This is a genomic window from Verrucomicrobiia bacterium, assembly GCA_019694135.1.
Taxonomy (GTDB): Bacteria; Verrucomicrobiota; Verrucomicrobiia; order JADLBR01; family JAIBCM01; genus JAIBCM01.
This window is the reverse complement of the sequence record JAIBCM010000001.1, coordinates 379405-397933: the sequence shown is the minus strand read 5'-3', so window position 1 is coordinate 397933 and position 18529 is coordinate 379405. Positions and strand designations below refer to the sequence as shown.

Below are 18529 nucleotides of genomic sequence, written 5' to 3'. Positions count from 1 at the left end.
GGTTGTTATGAAAGTGTTTGTGACGGGAGGTGCGGGTTATATTGGGAGTGTTTGTGTGGAGCATCTTTTGGATGAAGGGCATGAGGTATGCGTTTGGGATAATTTATCGGAGGGACATCGCGAAGCGGTAGATTCTCGAGCGAAATGGGTTGAGGGTGATTTGGGAGATCGTGAGGCGTTGAAGAAAACGGTTAAGGAGTTTGGTCCTCATGCGATTATGCATTTTGCGGCAAGCGCTTTGGTAGGGGAATCGATGGTGAATCCTTCGAAATATTTTCGTAATAATGTGGCGAATGGGTTAAATTTGTTGGATGCGGCAGTGGCTGGAGATGTTTCGCTTTTTATTTTTTCTTCGACTTGTGCGACGTATGGATTGCCAGAAAAAATTCCGATGGATGAGCGGACACCGCAACGACCGATTAATCCTTATGGGCAATCGAAGTTGATGTTTGAGCAAGTTTTGCAGTGGTATGAAAAAATTCATGGGTTGAAGCATGTGAATTTGCGTTATTTCAATGCGGCGGGTGCGAGTGAAAAGTTTGGGGAGGATCATCGGGTGGAGACGCATTTGATTCCGAATATTTTAAAGGTGGCTTTGGAGCAGAAGGAGTGTGTGGAGGTATTTGGAGATAAGCATCTCACGCCGGATGGAACGTGCATTCGGGATTATATTCATGTGCGAGATTTGGCGCGGGCTCATGGGTTAGCGTTGCAACGCAAGGAAAGTGCAAGTTATAATGTGGGCACGGGTGAAGGGTATTCGGTGTTGCAGTTGATTGATATTGCGCGGCGGGTGACGGGTCATGCGATTCCGACGGTAGTGAAGGAGGCGCGAGCTGGGGATCCGCCGCGATTGGTAGCTTCAGCGCAGCGTTTGATGAAGGAGTTGGGTTGGAAGCCGGAGTTTGTAAAACCGCAAGCGATTGTGGAATCGGCTTGGAAATGGCATCAGGCACATCCTAACGGCTATTGAATTTCAAAAATTTAATATTAGGTGCTATTGATTTTTCAAGGATGTTGATGAATATTGCTGATGGTTGGAAAAGATGGAATTGTCCCTGTCGGTAGGTAGTCAATATAAAATGGAAATGAAAAAAAATCTTTTTACTCATAAAGCTTTTATTGGAACAGGTTTATTAGGTTCAATTTCGTTATTAAATGCAGCTCAGGTTGTTAAGGAAAATTTTCCGAGGTCGTGGGAGTTGACGAATCCTACAAATCCGAGCGGATATTTGAGATATGTGCTTTTTCAAGGAATGGATGGTTTTAGTTTTACGGGTAGAGCAGTGTCGGGCGCCGGAGATTTTAATGGGGATGGCTTCGATGATATTATGATTAGCGCGCCAACTGCGATTGTGAATGGCAAGAGTCAGGCGGGTCGGGTGCATGTGGTGTTTGGTGGTGAAAATGTTACGAGTAAAAAATTATCTTCTACTTCAAATGGGGAGACGAGTTTTGTAGTGGATGGTCTGAATGGGTTGGATTTTTTAGGTACTCATCTTGCTTGCGCGGGCGATGTCAATGGAGACGGGCTAGATGATATTATTATTGGAGCGCCAGGTGCGGATCCTAATGGCAAGTCTTCAGCGGGACAATGTTATGTGATTTTTGGAAGTCGAGAGTCGATTGCGCAAAATTTTGATTTGAATTTATTGAACGGGAAAAATGGGTTTAAGATTAATGGTATTTTGAGTAACGATAGCGCTGCGCGCGTAGCGGGGGTCGGAGATTTTAATGGAGACGGGTTTGATGATATTATCATTGGGTCAAGAACGGCTAAGATGGCTGCAGGTCAGGCTTACGTTATTTTTGGGAAAGCAAGCTTTGGTTCCAGTATAGAGTTAAGCAGTTTAAATGGTGAAAATGGGTTTAAGATGGAGGGGCTTAATACGGGAGATAATTTTGGCTATTCAGTTAATAGCGCTGGGGATGTAAATGGGGACGGGCTGGATGATATTGTGGTAGGAGCAGCTTATGCTTTGGGTCAGCAAGGAGTAAGTTATGTGGTTTTTGGTCAGCCTGATTCGATAGGAGCCACTTTTTCTTTAAATGCTTTAAATGGGGGAAATGGTTTCAAAATTGATGGCGATATTGCTGGGGTGAGGTTGGGAGATTCAGTCAGTAGCGCTGGAGATATGAATGGGGATGGGTTGGATGATATGATTATTGGGGCGCCTCGTGCGAATGTGAATGATGGTTTTGCAACGGGCAAAAGCATTTTTATTTATGGAAGAGAAACTTTTCCGAGTGTTTTTAAAATAAGTAATTTAATGCAAACGGATGGTTTTAAACTTTATGGTTTTAAACCAGGAGGTTATTCGGGTACAACAGTGAGTCGAGCGGGTGATATTGATGGGGATGGTTTGAGTGATTTTGTCGTGGGTGCGCCAGGGGTGGATCTCAATGGAAAAACGAATGTAGGTCAGGTGTATGTAGTGTATGGAAGTAAAAAGGAATTTCCGAGTGTTCAGGAATTGGGCAGTTTAGATGGCAAGGACGGATTTACCATCAATGGCTATCAACAGGACGATGGTATTGGGGCCATGGTGAATATTGCGGGCGATTTTAATGGGGATGGAGTGGAAGATTTTATTTTTGGTGCGCCCAGTGCTGGGATAGATGGCAAATTAAATGTTGGCGAAGCGTATGTCATATATGGTCGGGATAGAAGCCCGGAAGGTGATTTTACAGAAAATTATACCCCGGATTTGGTGGTGCGTAAGGGCAAGAGGGCTTTAGGATTTATTCCTTTGATTTTGGTAGATAATGACGCTTCGGTAAAATCGGAGTTAGAATTGGGTGAGATCCCGGATCTTATTGCTTCTGATAAATTGACGAAAAAAGTAAAGGTGTTAAGCGTACTGGATTTTAATGATGGAGGGGTAAGCGATGTATTGGTCAAAACCTCTAAAGATCAGTTGAAGCTTTATCTTTTAGATAATGAGGGTTCACCTATAATGCCGACTATTGTTGGGGAGGTAAATTATAATATTCCCAAACATTATCGTTATGTTGCATCGGGACCGTTAGTTGGGAGGGATGATCGAAAGGATCTTTTGATTCGAAAAAAGAGAGATTATTTTATTGTGGCGAATGAGAAAAGAAACCTTTTTGCTGCCGGCCTTATTCCTATGAATGGCAAAATCGAGGGTAAAATTTTGTCGATACAGAAGGGTAAAATAATTGTCTCGAAAGGAAGAAAGATAGGCGAGCAAATTTTGGATGGCACAACGCTTAGGCCCAGAAAAGAGTTAGGAGTTTTAGCGAAGGGCCAAAAACCGGTCATGATGTTGGATATAAATCGTGATGGTGAAATGGATATTATTACCTTGGGTAAGAAGAGAAGTGTGGGTTTTGTTTCGGAGAATTTAAGCGCTCCACCAAAAAATATTGTTACTTTACCCAAGAAAACAAAACTCTTTGCTCCAAAATAAAATAATTTTTCTTTGGATTTACGAAAGAATTCAGGTAAATATTTTTTCTTAAATACTTAAATTCGTGAAAAACTTTATTTTTAAAAGATTTAAATTTTATTCGGTAGCTGGTTTTTTTTTATTCGGCATTTTGTCGTTTTGTCAGGCTCAAGTGGCTACGGGTTTGGATGTTTTAATTGCGCAAAATTTTGAGATGTTGCGTGGAAAGCGAGTTGGCTTGATCACTAATCAAACTGGCAAAAGCCGTGGTGGACGCACCACGGTGGAAGCGTTTTGGCATTGTCCTCATTTGAAGTTGAAAGCTTTGTTTGCGCCAGAGCATGGCATTGATGGCAAAGCGCCTGCGGGTAATTATGTGTCAACTCGACGTGATGCGCGAACAGGTTTGCCGATTTATTCGTTGTATGGTCCGACGCGTAAGCCGACTCCGTCGATGTTACAAGGGTTGGATGTTTTAGTGTTTGATATTCAAGATATCGGATGTCGGAGTTACACTTACATTAGCACGATGGGGTTGGCGATGCAGGCTGCGGCTGCAGCTGGAATTGAGTTTTTAGTTTTGGATCGGCCCAACCCTTTAGGTGGTAATCGTGTGGAGGGTCCAATGTTAAATCCCAGTGTGCGTTCGTTTGTGGGACAGTATGAAGTTCCTTATGTTTATGGAATGACGTGTGGAGAGTTGGCGCGATGGATTAATCGTTCTGCATGGATGGGAAAGCCGTGTCGATTGAAGGTGATGCCGATGCGCGGGTGGCGTCGTGATATGCGATGGCAGGAAACGGGGTTGCAATGGGTGCCGACTTCGCCGAATGTGCCTAAGGCGATTACGGCTTTGCATTATGTAGCGACTGGGTGGTTAGGCGAAGTGGGCACGATGGATAATGGCGTGGGAAGTGATGCACCGTTTGCGCGTGCGGGTGCGGGTTGGTTGAAAGCGGATCGCTATGCGGATGCGATGAATCGTTTGCATTTAAAAGGGGTTTATTTTAAGCCCGTTGTGTATCGCATCACGCAAGGAACATGGCGTGGTGAAAAGTTGGAAGGAATTGAATTGAATTATCGCGATTTAGATGAAGTAAATTTGACGGAGATCGCGCCTTATTTGATGGCGGTAGCGCAAAAGATGTCGGGTCGCAATTTATTCCAACGTGTTAAAACAGATAAATTGTTGATGTTTGATAAGGTGACGGGGGGGGCAGTAGTTCGACAATGGCTGTCTTCGGGACGGTATGTTTCTTCTTTAGTAACATCTTGGGAGCCAGCGGTCGAGCGCTTTCGGAATTCGCGGCGATCTTTGTTGCTTTATCCTTAATTTTATTTTTTGTTAAGGGGCGATTATGTTTCAAATTATTTTTAATGATATGAGCGCTGCCGAGATGGCGAAGTTGCCGAAGGAGCTGCAGTTGGAGGTGTTAAGTGAATTTCATGTTTTGCCGGAAGATTTTCAAAATCAGCAGGGAGAAAAATTTGGCGTTTTGGAAAGAGAAGGAAAAATTTATTACCGGTTTCGTGCTAAGGAATATCGAATTTATTTTCAAAAGGAAGGCAGTCAAATTATTGTTCAACGCGTGTTGCATCGTAACACGCTGAAGGATTTTTTGTTTCGTTCCAAGTTGCCGGTGGGTGAAGATGAGACGTTGCAGCAAGATCCTAATTTTTGGCGCTTGTTGGATGAGGTGAATAAAAAGGAATAATTTTTTTTCCAGAATTTGTTGGGAGTTGAGATGGAAAGCCATTTGACACAAGTGGAAAACTCTTTTAGTAATAAATTTATTCCGGGGTCGGTAGCTCAGTGGTAGAGCAGTAGACTTTTAATCTATTGGTCGAGGGTTCAATCCCCTCCCGACCCACGATTTCAAAAATGGTAAAGGTAAAAAACTTTTACATGATAAAGTTTCCGTAAAACGCATTGCTTCATGCATTTTTTTTGTTATTTTAAAGTAAATTTATGGTAGTAGCACGACCGAGTTTGCGATGGTGGGAAAAAATGTATTTGCCCTCGATTTTGGGAGGGTTAAAGATTACGTCGCGTTATTTTTTCTTAACGTTTTTGAGTTTGATAAGGAATAAGCCGGAAAAACGGGTGACGATGTTTTACCCGGAGGAAAAACCGGTGATTCCACCGGGATATCGGGGGGCGCCGACCTTGATCAAGGATGAAGAAGGACGCGAAAAGTGTGTGGCGTGTCAATTGTGCGAGTTTATTTGTCCGCCTCGAGCGATTCGTATTACGCCTAAGGAAATTCCTTTAGAAAATCCTTATGCTAAAATTGAAAAAGCGCCGCGCGAGTTTGAGATTGATATGATTCGTTGCATTTATTGCGGGATGTGTGAAGAGGTTTGCCCGGAGGAAGCGATCTTTTTGAGGAAGGATTACGCGATCACAGGGTTGTCTCGTGAGGAGATGGTGCATCGCAAGGAAAAACTTTATGAATTGGGAAGTGTGATGCCGCGACCGATTAAAAAGTGGAAGAATAAATAGTTGCAAGTTTTCACTTTTTTCACTTAGGTATTAGTTTTTCAGCAATTATGGAACTTGGCCTTTCGGAAATTTTATTTTGGGTTTTTAGTGCTTTGGCAGTTGCTGCGGCTTTCATGGTGATGATGAATCGCAATCCGGTAGCTTCAGCGCTTTGTTTGGTGTTAACGATGGTGTTTGTGGCGGCTTTGATGATTTTGTTAGGTGCTTTCTTTTTGGGCACAATTCAGATTTTGGTTTATGCCGGGGCGGTGATGGTTTTGTTTTTGTTTATTATTATGTTGCTGAATTTAAAGGCAGAAGCGGCGCGTCGTTTGTCTATTTTTTTTGTGTTGGGCGGGTTAGCGGTTTGTGGGGTGATTGGGATGGTGGTGTGGAAAGTGGTTCAGCAGGAAAATTTTTTGGTGTCTCAAACTCGGATTATTTCCGAAACGAAATTAAGTGATGTGAAAGTGTTGGGGAAATTGTTGTTTTCCGAGTATTTGCTTCCGTTTCAGTTAACGGGTGTTTTGTTGTTGGTTGCGATGGTGGGCGTTATTTTGTTGTGCGGTAAAGAACAACCCTCTGAAACTTCTAAAAATGAAGGAGTTTCATGATTACGTTATCGCATTATTTGTGGGTGAGTGGTTTGCTTTTTCTAATTGGTTTGGGCGGCGTTATTTTGCGGAGGAATATTATTGTTATCTATATGGGGTTGGAACTTATGTTGACGGCGGGAAATTTGGCGATGGTGGCTTTTTCTCAATTTCGTGGAGGGATTGAGGGGCAATTGTTGGTCTTTTTTGTGATTACTGTGGCGGCTGCGGAAGTGGCGGTGGGGCTGGCGATTATTGTGGCGATGTTTCGTTTGAAACAAACTGCGCGGGTTGAGGATTTGAGGGAGTTGAAATTTTAACGATTCATGAAAAAGGAAAAATGACATGGTGATGCCGTCACAGTTTTGGTGGTTGATTTTAGGTGTGCCTTTGTTTGCTGCGCTTTTAGTTGCCGCGGTGGTTTATCCTTTTCGTAAAGTGAGTGCGGCATTATCTTTAGGTTCTGCGTTGCTCTGTTTTGGAGTAAGTGTGTGGGGTATTGTGTCGAAATCAATGGCTCCCTCTTCTTTCAGTTGGCTGCAAGCGGGCAGTTTTGCGATTTCTTTCGGTTTTACGTTAGATGGATTAGCCCAAGTGATGCTGTTGGTGGTGACGGGAGTGGGATTTTTAATTCATCTTTTTTCTTTAAGTTACATGCGTGGGGAAAAGGGGTGGAGCCGCTATTTTGGGTGTTTGTCGCTTTTTATGTTTTCGATGACGGGCATTGTGGTGTCGAATAATTTGTTGATGATTTTTATTTTTTGGGAGTTGGTGGGAGTTTCTTCTTATGCGCTGATTGGTTTTTGGTTCGAGCGCGATAGCGCAGCGGCAGCGGCCAATAAGGCATTTATTGTGAATCGTATTGGCGATTTTGGTTTTCTTTTGGGGATTTTGGGTGTGTGGACTTTGCTAGGGTCTTTAAATTTTGGGGAGTTAAAAAATGGGGTGGCGCTTGGTCAGCTTAATGGAGTGAATCAAACGCTGTTTACTTTGTCGATTCTGGGTCTTTTTTGTGGTGTGATGGGAAAGTCGGCTCAAATTCCTTTGCACGTTTGGTTGCCGGATGCGATGGAGGGTCCGACACCGGTTTCGGCTTTGATTCATGCGGCGACGATGGTGGCGGCGGGTGTTTATTTTTTATGTCGCATTTTCTTTCTATTGGAGCTTGCTCCGATTGCTTTGCAAGTGGTGGCTGCGATTGGCGGTATAACTTCTTTGTTTGCGGCGATTATTGCGACGCAACAAAATGATATTAAACGCATTCTCGCTTATTCGACTCTTTCGCAATTGGGTTTGATGGTAATGGCAGTGGGAGTCGCGGCTCCAGGTGCGGCGATGTTTCATTTGACGACGCATGCGTTTTTTAAGGCATTACTTTTTTTGGGCGCTGGAAGCGTGATTCATGCATTACATCATGAACAAAGCATTTGGCAAATGGGCGGCTTGAATCGGCGAATGCCACTCACAGCGCTTTGTTTTACGATTGGTATGTTGGCGTTGGTGGGATGCCCCGGGTTGAGCGGATTTTTTAGTAAAGAAACAATTCTTGCTGCTGCTTGGGCAAAAAATCCTGTTTGGTTTTGGGTAGGGTTGTTGACGACGTTTTTGACGGCTTTTTATATGATGCGATTATTGGTGGTGGCTTTTTGGGGTGAGGAAAAATCGCGATCGGCAAAAGAAGCGCATGAATCGTCGTGGATTATGTTGGTGCCTTTATTTTTGTTGGCCATTTTATCAGTGGTGGCGGGTTGGGGCCATGTGTTGGCGGATCACATCGGTTTTCCACAAAATCATGAAGGAACGGGTGGTTCTTTTGTGATGGGAGCTTCGATTACGGTTTTTGTGTTAGGGCTGGGGTTGGCTGGGTTGAGTTATCGCAATCGTTCGAAAGAAATTTGGCATTGGCCGTTAGTGGAAAAGGCGTTTGGAGTGGATGGGATTTATCAGAAAGTTTTTGTGAGAGGTCACGATGTTTTGTCTTGCGTTTGGAGCGGGATTGACCGTTTTTTGATTCAAGGGATTGTTGTGCGCGGTGGCGCGTGGACGGTGGCGGGCATGGGTCATGTGTGTCGAGCGATGCAATCGGGAAGTTTGCAGGGTTATGTTTTCTTATTTGGTGTGGGATTAGCTATTATTTTGTGGTGGTTGTGGAAAGGATAATATGATTTCTCCCTTGTTTCTTTTGTTAGTGCTGCCGATTCTTGGTTTGGTTGCTATTATTTTTCGTGCTCCAGCGCGTTTGACGACTTTGTTGGTGTGTGTGGCAAATGTTTTAGTGGTGGCGGTCAGTGGATTGCAGGAATTTTTTAAAGCACATTCTTTTGAAGGTTTATCGAATCATTTTTTGTGGGAACAATCGATTCCCTGGGGAAATTTGCCGGGGTTAGGTGAAGTCAGTTTTAAAGTCGGGGTGGATGGCATTAGTTTTCCTTTGGTGATATTGACTGTGGTGGTGGCGCTGGCTGCGGTGTTGGTAACACCGCCTCGAGTGGAGCGGGAGCGTTTGTTTTATGGTAATTTATTGTTGGTGATTTTGGGTGCGTTGGGCGCTTTTGTTTCGTTGGATCTTTTCTTTTTATATGTTTTTCATGAAGTGGCGTTGATTCCAACTTTTTTGCTGATTGGAATGTGGGGACATGGGCCGCGGCGAGTGTTTGTGAGTTATCAAACCACGATTTATCTTTTGGCGGGTAGTTTGGCGATTTTAATTGGTTTTTTGATTTTGTTAAATGCAATGCCGGCAGCACATCGCACTACGGATTTAGTGGTTTTGCGTGAGTGGTTTTTGAATCAACCCTTGAGCCGTAGCACGCAGGTTCAATTGTATGCGTGGTTGTTAATTGGTTTTGGTATTTTGGTGGGTCTGTTTCCTTTTCATGGTTGGGCGCCACCGGCCTATGCTGCATCACCGACGGGGCTTGCGATGTTGCATGCGGGTGTGTTGAAAAAATTTGGAATTTATGCTTTATTACGAATTGTCTTGCCGCTTTTTCCTTTAGCGCCTCGCGATTTTGTTTTTGGAGAAAATTTAGTTTCTCTTTTGATTGTCGGAAATTTATTGGTAATCGGCTGGGTGACGATCGCGCAACGTCGTTTGGATCAAATGTTGGGTTTTTCAAGTGTGATGCATATGGGTTATTTATTTTTAGGACTTTTTGCGGCGAGTCAGTTGAGTTTATCAGGCGTTGTTTTGTTGATGGTAGGGCATGGGTTAAGTGTGAGTGGTTTGTTTGCTATTAATGGTGTGTTGCGAGAAAAGGTGAATGAAAGTGATATGAATCGATTAGGCGGCTTGGCTAAGTATTTCCCTTTTTTCAGTTTTGCTTTTGTGATTTTTGCTTTGGCGTCGATTGGGTTACCAGGTCTTGCCAATTTTCCTGGAGAAATTTTAATCTTTTTCGGGAGTTGGAAGCGTTATCCTTTAGTGACGATTGCGGCATTATTTGGAGTGGTCATTTCTTCCATTTATTTGTTGCGAGCGGTCAAACAAGTTTTCTTTGGATCGGCTGCGCATGAAGGAGTCAGGAAGGAAGTTTTTATTTCTACAAAGGTTGGAGTTTTGATTCTTTTAGTGAGTGTTTTGGGTTGGGGATTACTGCCGGGATTGTCGAGTCAAAAAGCGAATGCCAGCTTGTCTCATTGGCTCGGAATCGATGCGCTTAAGGTTGCTATGAAAAAGGAGAGGGAATTTTAATGGAAACGAGCGCTCTGATGTGGTGGCAAGTGCCAGAGGTGAGTTGGTTGGCATTCGGCTGTTTTTTGTTGTTAATACAAGTTTTTTCCCATGAAGCGACTGCCTTTAAAAGAATCGGGCTTTTGACGATCCTGGGTTATGCTTTATTTTTAGCGGTTAGTTTTTTTTGGCCAGCGAGTTGGTTGGGAGTGGCTTTGAAGGGCCGTTATGTTTGGGATGGAGTGGCTATTTTCTTTAAGCGCTTATTTTTAGGTTGTGGTTTTTTTGTAGCCTTGATGGCAAGGAGGGGTGAGAGTAAGTCGATTGCGCAGCGGAGTGAATTTTTTATTTTGACTTGGTTTGCGATTGGAGGAATGGGTTTTTTGGCTTCGGTGCAGGATTTAGCGACACTTTTTGTAGCCTTGGAATTGGTGACGGTGACTTTTTATATTTTAGTCAGTTTTTATCGCGTGAATCGTTTTTCTGTTGAAGCCGGTGTAAAATATTTAGTTTTAGGCGCGCTTGCTAGTGGATGTTTAGTTTATGGCATTGTTTATTTATTTGGGAACACGGGAGGGCTGCGCTTTTCTCAAATTGCTTCGGTTATCAATACACAACCTTTGAATTTGGGTTTAGGTTTGGGTGTGTTGTTGTTATTGGTGGGCGTTGCGTTTAAAGTGGGCTTGGTTCCTTTTCATTGGTGGATTCCGGATGTTTATCAAGGAGCTCCTACGCCTGTGACGGCTTTTTTATCGGTGGGTTCCAAGTCTGCGGGCATTGTGGTGTTGTGGCGACTTTTAATAGGGCCTTTGGAAAGTTTAGTTTTTGTTTTAACGCCAGTTTTGGTTTGGGTGGCGGCACTTTCGATTTTGTTTGGCGCTTTGGGAGCGTTGGCTCAACACGATGTGAAGCGGTTGATGGGTTATTCGAGTATTAGTCATGCGGGATTTTTGTTGATGGGCTTTATCGCTTATGGGTTTCAACCTTCTGCGGCAGTTTTATTTTATTTGGGAGTTTATGCTGTTGCAACTTTGGGAATTTTTATGGTGATCAGTTTGTTAAGCGAGTCGTTAGGAGGAACGCATTTGTCTTGTTTTTATGGTTTGGGGCAACGCCATTTTGGGTTTGCCTTGGCGTTGGTGGTGGGAATGGTTTCGTTGGCAGGAATTCCGCCTTTGGCCGGTTTCTGGGGGAAGTGGATGGTGTTTTGGTCGGCGTGGCAAACGGGTTATCATTTTTTAGTTTTCGTGGGCGCTTTCGGAGCGGTGGTGTCGATTTATTATTATTTGGCTTTGGTAAAAAGTTTGTTTTTCGAAAAAGCGACGCAAGATATGCCGATTGTGCGTTTGGGATTTTGTAGTCATGTGGCGATTTATGTTTTGATGTTGGCGAGTTTGGCGTTGGGCATTTTTCCGGGCATGCTTTCGCATGCGGTGCAGTTAGCTTTGGCTCATTAATTTTTTTTCGAGAACCGCAAAATACTTGCTATGAAGGGTATTGCTGGTTATGAGTTAGATCACTAATTCATGAGTGAAGATTTGGTTCAAAAACGACAAAATGTTACTTTGGTGGATCATCCTTTAATTCGCGTGAAGCTGACGCAGTTGCGCGATAAGGAAACTTCCCCCATGGAGTTTCGCGCGATTTTGCAACAATTGGCGGGGTTAATGTTGTTTGAAGTAACGCGAAGTTTGGAAACAAAATCTGTGATGGTGGAAACACCGTTGATGATGGAGGCGCAAGGGCATACGATTGGTAAGCCGATTGTGATTGTGCCTATTTTGCGAGCGGGTTTGGGTTTGGTGGATGGGATGTTGTGGATGTTGCCAGAGGCCAAAATAGGTCACATAGGCATGTATCGCAATGAGGCGACGCTTCAGCCACAGCATTATTATGCAAAATTGCCGGAGTTGAAAGGGGCAACGGTTTTGTTGTTGGATCCGATGTTGGCGACGGGCAGTAGTTCGGTGGCTGCGGTAAGTGAGTTGAAACAACATGGCGCGGAGGCGATTATTTTTGTTTGTTTGTTGAGTTGCAAGCCGGGCATTAATCGATTGCAAATGGCGCATCCTGAAATTCCGATTTATACCACCGCGATTGATGATGGATTGAATGATAAGGGTTATATTTATCCTGGGCTAGGAGATGCCGGAGATCGTTATTTTGGAACGATTTAATGAGTGGACTCTTTATTGGCCTCAAAAGAAGTGCCGCATCCGCAGCTTTGTTTTGCATTGGGATTTTGAATTTTGAATCCTGCGCCAGTCAGCCCATCAATATAATCTACTGTTGCGCCGCGCAGATATTTTAAACTAAAAGGATCGAGATAAATCTGGCTTCCTTCTTTTTCAATGACTTGATCTTCTGGTTTTTTTTCATCGAGCGCCATACCATATTGTAAACCGGAACAGCCGCCCGCCTCTACATAAATGCGAAGGCCTTTTCCGGGATGTTCGCTGGTTAAAGAACGAATCTGATCCGCTGCAGCAGTGGTGAGAAGAAGAGGCGCTTCAGTCATAGAATAAAGATAACTTTCTATAGAGGTGGTGTCAATGAAGGGATATTTATCAGAATGGCGATTATCGCGTCAAAGTCACCGCGACCCAGCGACAGTTGGGCAGGATAAATTTTTTTAAAGTTAGGGTTATCGATAGAATAGGAAAACGTTTTTGCAACTCGTTAGCTAATTGGTTCGCAAAGGTTTCGATAAGTAGAAATGTGTTTTTATCGGCAAATTGTTGAATGGTCTGAGCGACTAATGCATAGTCCACAGTTTCGGCAATTTGATCGTTTTGCGGAGTGGGAATAGAAAAGTTGAGGGTGATAAGCAATTTTTGGTGTGTTGCCCGTTCTTCTTCTGGGACTCCGATATGGGTCCAAATTTCCAGGTCTTCCAGGGTGATAGTGAGGGTTGAAGCCATATTTTTTAAGAAAAATGAAGATAAATGAAAAAAATGTTTGTCAAATCAATAAGTTTCTCTTATCTTTTTAATATGGTTAAGTGGCTCGCATCAACTCTTTTTCTTTTAACCTTAACTCTCGGTTATGCGGACATTCAAGCACCGCCTCGTCCAGGGCCGACTTATAAATTTGGATTAGGTGTTGCCAAAGTGGCTTTTAGCAGTGTTTATATCATTGATTCCATTTATGACCGCGTTCAATACGATAGTCTGACTTCGGCTCACACAGTGGGTGTTGCTGAAGGTGTAAGCAAAACGATTTTTTCTACGGGTTATGGCTTAGCAGAAATGGCGACTTTTTATAAAAAACCTTACGGGCCGATTAATCCTCGCTACGGTATACCACCTGCAGATTTGAAAAATAATTTTTATTAATTTTTTCATGGTAGTCTCCTTTAACCCTGTCCGGAAACCCACCGGATAGGGTTTTTTTATTTATTTTTTTTAAATGGACACCTCTTTGCCTATAGCCGTTCTTATACCGGCATATTTAGCGGAAAATTCCATTGCTGAAATCGTGAAACAAAGCCTTATTTGGACTTCGGAAGTGTGGGTGGGTGATGATGGTTCTAGCGATCAAACTTTTTTTTGTGCCAAAGAAGCAGGAGCTCGAGTCATTCGATTTGAAAAAAATCGGGGTAAAGGAGCGATGTTGCGCGCTTTGTTTGATGAGGTGAAAACGAATGGGAAAAATATCGATGCTGTAATAACCCTTGATGCCGACGGACAGCATGATCCGCGCTGGATTCCTAATTTTTGGGAACAACACTTGAAATGGCCTGGAACGCTTTTAATTGGTAATCGCAAAGGTTCCATGCCCTGGATGCGCTATGGAGCGAATCGTTTATCCAGCTTAACCCTTAGCGCTCTTTGTGGCCAATGGGTTCCAGACAGTCAGTGTGGCATGCGGTTGATTCCTATGGAAATATTGGAGAAAGTAGAAAAAACGGTGACGCCCCGTTTTGTGATGGAAACGGAATTTTTGTGGAAAGCTATCAAGCAAGGTTTTAGCGTGCGTTCGGTTCCCATAACGACGCATTATCATGAAAATTGGAGCAGCCATTTTCAAAGTTTGCGTGATAGTTGGGAGATTGCGAATTATCTGGTTCGACAGCTATCCATGCGGCTTATTAACCATTAGATTTCCTAATCATTAGATGTTCTCAAAAGAAACTTTTCTTATTCAATCAGACAAGTCGTTGACGGAGAGCCAAAAACGCGATATCTATAATAATAAGCCAATGCAAAAGTTAAAGGCCAAGGATGAGCCGCCGCTATCGCCCAATGGGCGAAAGCAATCCGCTTCTCTTGATTCTCTTCCCTCTTTGCACGGTTCCGTAGCGCGTCGGGATCATGGACCTTGGTTAGAAGAACTTTATGAGCGATGGAAATATGATCCCCACTCGCTAGACGATTCGTGGCGCTCTTTTTTTGAAGGTTTTGAATTAGGCACGCAAACCAAACCTGCTAAGGGACAAACTGTTTCCCGCACAAGCCGCTCGACTCCTTCGGCTACGGGAGATCAGTTGCAAAAGCAGATTCGCATTTTTTATTTAATTTTCGCTTATCGCACACTTGGCCATTACATTGCGAATTTGGATCCACTCGGATTTAACAAAACCGACATGCCGGAATTGGCCTTGGAAGAGTTCGATTTTACCGAGGCCGATTTAGATGAAGAGTTTGATGTGGGAACCTTGGCTGATGGTGGCAGAAAAACGTTGCGAGAAATTATCACCATTCTTCGGGAAACTTATTGCGGCAATATTGGCGTGGAATACATGCACATTCAAAATTTCGAAATTCGCCGCTGGTTGCGAGACCGTTTTGAATCCACAAAACTCAATGCGCACTATGCTTCGGAAAAAAAGAAAAGAACGTTGCGTTTGTTACTTTCTGCGGAACGATTTGAAAAATATTTGCACACGAAATTTGTTGGGCAAAAACGGTTTTCTCTTGAGGGCGGTGAGACTTTGATCCCCATGTTGGACGCGATTGTGGAAGCGTGTCCGGAACGAGGCGTGACTCAAATTGTAATGGGGATGGCGCATCGCGGGCGTCTCAATGTTTTAGCGAATGTTTTGGGTAAAGATTATCAATTTCTCTTTAACGAATTTGCAGAAAATTATATTCCGCAAAGCATCGCCGGTTCGGGCGACGTGAAATATCATTTGGGCTACGAAGGCAGTCAAACTACAACGACGGGACAACGCATCGGAATCAGTCTTGCGCCCAACCCTAGCCATTTGGAACTGGTGAATCCCATTGTGGAAGGAAAAGCGCGCGCCTGGCAGCGTTTGCTTAACGATATCGAAGAACGTCGCAAAGTGTTGCCCATTTTAATTCATGGTGATGCGGCTTTTATTGGGCAAGGTATTGTTTCAGAAACGTTGAACATGTCACAACTTCCTGGTTACAAAACCGGGGGCACGATTCATATTGTTGTGAATAACCAAATCGGATTTACCACAACACCGCAAGATGCTCGCTCCAGCACTTATTGCACTTCGCACGCGAAAGGATTAGGCATTCCGGTTTTCCATGTTAATGGTGATGATCCGCTTGCTGCCGTTTTTGTGACCGAGTTGGCATTTGAATTTCGCCAAAAATTCCAGCGAGATGTTGTTATTGACCTATTTTGCTATCGCCGCTTGGGGCATAATGAAGGTGATGAACCAAGTTTTACCCAACCCACCGTATATCGCGCTTTGGGTAAACATCCTTTGATTGGAGAAACGTTTCAAAAACAGTTAATCGAATCAGGCGACATTACAGAATCGGAGATCGAAGATTTTAGGAAAAAATTTGAAGAGCATTTAGACTTTTCTTTAAATCAATCTCGCGCAACCGCACAAACCTTTACGCCCGCGATTCGTCCGCCATTGAGCTGTCCTCAAATTTTAGAACCAGTCGAAACGAAAGTCGCGCCAGATATTGTGCAGCGCGTTGGAAAAGCCATCACTCAAGGACCCTCAAATTTAAAGCTTAACACAAAAATTCAACATTTTCTTCGGCATCGACGCGAGATGGTCGAAGGAAAAATTCCTTTGGATTGGAGCATGGCGGAAGCGCTGGCGTTTGGCACTTTGCTCGATCAACAAATTCCCATTCGACTTTCCGGTCAGGATAGTCGTCGCGGCACCTTTAGCCAGCGCCATAGCGTTTTGTATGATATCGAAACTCGCGAGCGCTACATTCCTTTGAGAAATATTACTTCTCACCAAGCCACCATGTGCGTCTATAACAGTCCACTTTCCGAAGCGGCAGTTTTGGGTTTTGACTTTGGCTACTCATTGGATTATCCCAACCTTTTAGTTTTGTGGGAGGCGCAATTTGGCGATTTTGTCAATGGCGCACAATCGGTGATTGATCAATATATTGTTAGTTCCGAAACCAAATGGGGGGTGACTTCCAACATCGTGCTTTTACTGCCGCACGGTTATCATGGCCAGGGCCCCGAACATTCTAGCGCGCGTTTGGAACGCTTCTTGCAAGCCTGCGCGGAAGATAACATCATCGTAGCTTACTGTTCCACGCCGGCTAATTACTATCATGTTTTGCGCAGGCAAGCTTTAAGAAAAATTCGCAAACCGCTCGTTTTGATGACGCCAAAAGGATTATTGCGCGATAAACGTTGCGTTTCGCCTTTAGCAGAACTTTCCAGCAGCCAATTTCAAGAAATCTATCCCGATCATCCTGCCACCAACACCATTCAGAAAGTGATTTTATGCACTGGAAAAGTTTATTTTGACCTGGCCGATTTTCGACAGAAACATCAGATTCAAAACACCGCGCTCATCCGTTTGGAGCAACTTTATCCCCTGCACGAACAAAAACTCCTCGATGCGCTATCAGCCTATCAAAATATCGAAAAAATCGTATGGTGTCAGGAAGAGCCGGAAAATATGGGGGCATGGAGTTTTATCGAACCGCGCTTAAGAAAACTTCTCAAACGCGAAATTGACTATGCAGGTCGCGCTCCCGCGGCTAGCCCTTCAACCGGATCCCACGCGATTCATGATTTGGAACAGGAAGCCTTGATTCATCGGGCATTTCATGGCTAACTTGGGGTTATGGCCATTGATGTCAAAGTTCCTTCGGTTGGCGAATCCATTACCACAGGTGTGCTTGGGGAATGGCATAAAAAAGCTGGCGACTACGTCAAAAGCGGCGAGCTTTTAGTCGAAATCGAAACCGACAAAGTTACCTTTGAATTAAATGCCGATGTTGCAGGTGTTTTAAAACCTTTAGCAGAAACCGGTGCGACCGTGGAAGTGGGGCAAGTAATTGCCACAATCGATGAAAAAGCGGAAGAAAAAGTTGAGAAAAAAACTTCGCCTGAAAAGAAACCTGTTGCGCAAGAAAGAAAACTCGAAGAAAAAGAGAAAAAAACAGAAGAAAAACCGGTGTCCACTCCTTCAACACTTGGTCGTGAAGAAACCAAAATTTTAGCCCCATCCGCTCGTTATTTGGCTGCGGAAGTTGGTTTGAAACCGGAAACACTGCAGGGCACAGGAAAAGGTGGGCGCATTTTAAAAGAAGATGTTTTGCGCGCAATCGACGAGCAAAAAACGGGTAAAAAAGTCGCTGCGCCCATTGGGTCATCTCAGGCTGCCAACGGCGCCATAAAAACTTCTAGAACCACACGCAAGCCAATGAGTCCCTTGCGACAAAAAATTGCCGAACGACTCGTTTCCGCACAACAAGAAGCTGCCATTTTAACGACTTTTAATGAAGCCGACATGTCGAACATCATGAACTTGCGACAGCGCTATCAAGACCGGTTCGTGGCAAAACATGGCGTGAAACTCGGATTCATGTCATTTTTTGTGAAAGCAGTCGTCCACGCTTTACAAGAAGTTCCGCAAATCAACGCACAAATCGATGACAACGAAATTGTGCAAAACCATTTTTACGATATTGGCGTTGCGATTTCTACCGAGCGCGGACTCTTTGTGCCAGTCATTCGAGACGCCGATCAATTATCATTTGCTCAAATTGAACAAGCTATAATCGACTACTCCCAAAAAGCAAAATCAGGAAAAATAACATTGCCCGACTTGGAGGGAGGCGTTTTTACCATCACTAATGGCGGCGTGTTTGGTTCCCTACTTTCCACACCAATTTTAAATCCTCCGCAAAGCGGCATCTTAGGCATGCACACCATTCAAGAGCGGCCCGTCGCAGTCAATGGCCATGTGGAAATTCGGCCCATGATGTATTTAGCGCTTTCTTACGATCATCGCTTAGTTGATGGCAAAGAAGCCGTCACATTCCTCGTCAAAATAAAAGAGTTCGTAGAAAATCCTGTTGTTGCCCTCATGCAACTTTAATCCGCTCAAGTTTCAGCAAGCAATTATCAGAGGTCAACGTTTAGCAACTAGCTAATTTTAGCATTCAGACTTACC

The 18529-nt window shown here is 43.9% G+C and carries 17 protein-coding genes and 1 tRNA gene; 16 read left to right on the top strand and 2 right to left on the bottom strand.

Annotated features, from left to right (window positions below):
* Positions 1-7: 7 nt before the first annotated feature.
* The 12 genes from galE (at position 8) to upp (ending at position 12338) form a co-directional block, all read left to right on the top strand.
* Positions 8-973, top strand: coding sequence for a UDP-glucose 4-epimerase GalE (gene galE / locus K1X66_01920; protein MBX7157132.1), 966 nt, complete (start codon positions 8-10; stop codon positions 971-973).
* Positions 974-1046: 73 nt separating this feature from the next.
* Complete coding sequence (locus tag K1X66_01915) at positions 1047-3434, top strand: integrin alpha (GenBank protein ID MBX7157131.1); 2388 nt, start codon at positions 1047-1049, stop codon at positions 3432-3434.
* Between the two features lie 64 nt (positions 3435-3498).
* Positions 3499-4746, top strand: coding sequence for a DUF1343 domain-containing protein (locus K1X66_01910; protein MBX7157130.1), 1248 nt, complete (start codon positions 3499-3501; stop codon positions 4744-4746).
* A 25-nt stretch (positions 4747-4771) separates the two neighbouring features.
* Positions 4772-5128 carry a type II toxin-antitoxin system RelE/ParE family toxin gene (locus K1X66_01905; protein ID MBX7157129.1) on the top strand — a complete coding sequence of 119 codons (357 nt, stop codon included), beginning with the start codon at positions 4772-4774 and terminating at the stop codon, positions 5126-5128.
* A gap of 84 nt (positions 5129-5212) precedes the next feature.
* Positions 5213-5284: transfer RNA gene (locus K1X66_01900), tRNA-Lys, on the top strand.
* Positions 5285-5382: 98 nt separating this feature from the next.
* Positions 5383-5916, top strand: coding sequence for an NADH-quinone oxidoreductase subunit I (locus K1X66_01895; GenBank protein ID MBX7157128.1), 534 nt, complete (start codon positions 5383-5385; stop codon positions 5914-5916).
* Positions 5917-5963: 47 nt separating this feature from the next.
* Positions 5964-6509, top strand: coding sequence for an NADH-quinone oxidoreductase subunit J (locus tag K1X66_01890; GenBank protein MBX7157127.1), 546 nt, complete (start codon positions 5964-5966; stop codon positions 6507-6509).
* Positions 6506-6808 (top strand): NADH-quinone oxidoreductase subunit NuoK, encoded by a 303-nt coding sequence (nuoK, locus tag K1X66_01885; protein ID MBX7157126.1) that lies wholly within the window; start codon positions 6506-6508, stop codon positions 6806-6808. Before K1X66_01890 ends, nuoK begins: the two co-directional genes overlap by 4 nt.
* A 31-nt stretch (positions 6809-6839) precedes the next feature.
* Entirely contained in the window at positions 6840-8648 is a 1809-nt protein-coding gene (gene nuoL / locus K1X66_01880) for an NADH-quinone oxidoreductase subunit L (protein MBX7157125.1), read from the top strand.
* A gap of 4 nt (positions 8649-8652) precedes the next feature.
* The gene (locus tag K1X66_01875; GenBank protein MBX7157124.1) at positions 8653-10182 is read left to right on the top strand and encodes an NADH-quinone oxidoreductase subunit M; all 1530 of its coding nucleotides are present in this window, start codon (positions 8653-8655) and stop codon (positions 10180-10182) included.
* Complete coding sequence (locus tag K1X66_01870) at positions 10182-11618, top strand: NADH-quinone oxidoreductase subunit N (GenBank protein ID MBX7157123.1); 1437 nt, start codon at positions 10182-10184, stop codon at positions 11616-11618. Before K1X66_01875 ends, K1X66_01870 begins: the two co-directional genes overlap by 1 nt.
* A gap of 69 nt (positions 11619-11687) precedes the next feature.
* Complete coding sequence (upp, locus tag K1X66_01865) at positions 11688-12338, top strand: uracil phosphoribosyltransferase (protein MBX7157122.1); 651 nt, start codon at positions 11688-11690, stop codon at positions 12336-12338.
* Here the strand turns inward: upp and erpA are convergent.
* Together erpA and K1X66_01855 are read right to left on the bottom strand one after the other, a co-directional pair.
* The gene (gene erpA / locus K1X66_01860) at positions 12335-12679 is read right to left on the bottom strand and encodes an iron-sulfur cluster insertion protein ErpA (GenBank protein ID MBX7157121.1); all 345 of its coding nucleotides are present in this window, start codon (positions 12677-12679) and stop codon (positions 12335-12337) included. The genes upp and erpA overlap by 4 nt on opposite strands.
* A 61-nt stretch (positions 12680-12740) precedes the next feature.
* Complete coding sequence (locus tag K1X66_01855) at positions 12741-13082, bottom strand: dihydroneopterin aldolase (protein MBX7157120.1); 342 nt, start codon at positions 13080-13082, stop codon at positions 12741-12743.
* Between the two features lie 72 nt (positions 13083-13154).
* On the opposite strand from K1X66_01855, the gene K1X66_01850 reads away from it, so the two are divergent.
* The 4 genes from K1X66_01850 to odhB all read left to right on the top strand — a co-directional run bounded on the left by K1X66_01850 (position 13155) and on the right by odhB (position 18454).
* The gene (locus K1X66_01850; GenBank protein ID MBX7157119.1) at positions 13155-13496 is read left to right on the top strand and encodes a hypothetical protein; all 342 of its coding nucleotides are present in this window, start codon (positions 13155-13157) and stop codon (positions 13494-13496) included.
* Positions 13497-13569: 73 nt separating this feature from the next.
* Positions 13570-14262 carry a glycosyltransferase family 2 protein gene (locus tag K1X66_01845; protein ID MBX7157118.1) on the top strand — a complete coding sequence of 231 codons (693 nt, stop codon included), beginning with the start codon at positions 13570-13572 and terminating at the stop codon, positions 14260-14262.
* 100 nt (positions 14263-14362) lie between these two features.
* Complete coding sequence (locus K1X66_01840) at positions 14363-17185, top strand: 2-oxoglutarate dehydrogenase E1 component (GenBank protein MBX7157117.1); 2823 nt, start codon at positions 14363-14365, stop codon at positions 17183-17185.
* 9 nt (positions 17186-17194) lie between these two features.
* Positions 17195-18454 (top strand): 2-oxoglutarate dehydrogenase complex dihydrolipoyllysine-residue succinyltransferase, encoded by a 1260-nt coding sequence (gene odhB, locus K1X66_01835; protein MBX7157116.1) that lies wholly within the window; start codon positions 17195-17197, stop codon positions 18452-18454.
* The last annotated feature ends 75 nt before the right edge of the window (positions 18455-18529 follow it).

Bases quoted from the DNA above. Each gene is read 5' to 3' on its own strand.
- K1X66_01890 (MBX7157127.1), top strand. From the start codon at position 5,964: ATGGAACTTGGCCTTTCGGAAATTTTATTTTGGGTTTTTAGTGCTTTG.
- K1X66_01845 (MBX7157118.1), top strand. From the start codon at position 13,570: ATGGACACCTCTTTGCCTATAGCCGTTCTTATACCGGCATATTTAGCG.
- K1X66_01840 (MBX7157117.1), top strand. From the start codon at position 14,363: ATGCAAAAGTTAAAGGCCAAGGATGAGCCGCCGCTATCGCCCAATGGG.
- odhB (MBX7157116.1), top strand. From the start codon at position 17,195: ATGGCCATTGATGTCAAAGTTCCTTCGGTTGGCGAATCCATTACCACA.
- K1X66_01870 (MBX7157123.1), top strand. From the start codon at position 10,182: ATGGAAACGAGCGCTCTGATGTGGTGGCAAGTGCCAGAGGTGAGTTGG.
- nuoK (MBX7157126.1), top strand. From the start codon at position 6,506: ATGATTACGTTATCGCATTATTTGTGGGTGAGTGGTTTGCTTTTTCTA.
- upp (MBX7157122.1), top strand. From the start codon at position 11,688: ATGAGTGAAGATTTGGTTCAAAAACGACAAAATGTTACTTTGGTGGAT.
- nuoL (MBX7157125.1), top strand. From the start codon at position 6,840: ATGCCGTCACAGTTTTGGTGGTTGATTTTAGGTGTGCCTTTGTTTGCT.
- K1X66_01895 (MBX7157128.1), top strand. From the start codon at position 5,383: ATGGTAGTAGCACGACCGAGTTTGCGATGGTGGGAAAAAATGTATTTG.
- K1X66_01905 (MBX7157129.1), top strand. From the start codon at position 4,772: ATGTTTCAAATTATTTTTAATGATATGAGCGCTGCCGAGATGGCGAAG.
- galE (MBX7157132.1), top strand. From the start codon at position 8: ATGAAAGTGTTTGTGACGGGAGGTGCGGGTTATATTGGGAGTGTTTGT.
- erpA (MBX7157121.1), bottom strand. From the start codon at position 12,679: ATGACTGAAGCGCCTCTTCTTCTCACCACTGCTGCAGCGGATCAGATT.
- K1X66_01855 (MBX7157120.1), bottom strand. From the start codon at position 13,082: ATGGCTTCAACCCTCACTATCACCCTGGAAGACCTGGAAATTTGGACC.
- K1X66_01915 (MBX7157131.1), top strand. From the start codon at position 1,047: ATGGAATTGTCCCTGTCGGTAGGTAGTCAATATAAAATGGAAATGAAA.
- K1X66_01850 (MBX7157119.1), top strand. From the start codon at position 13,155: ATGGTTAAGTGGCTCGCATCAACTCTTTTTCTTTTAACCTTAACTCTC.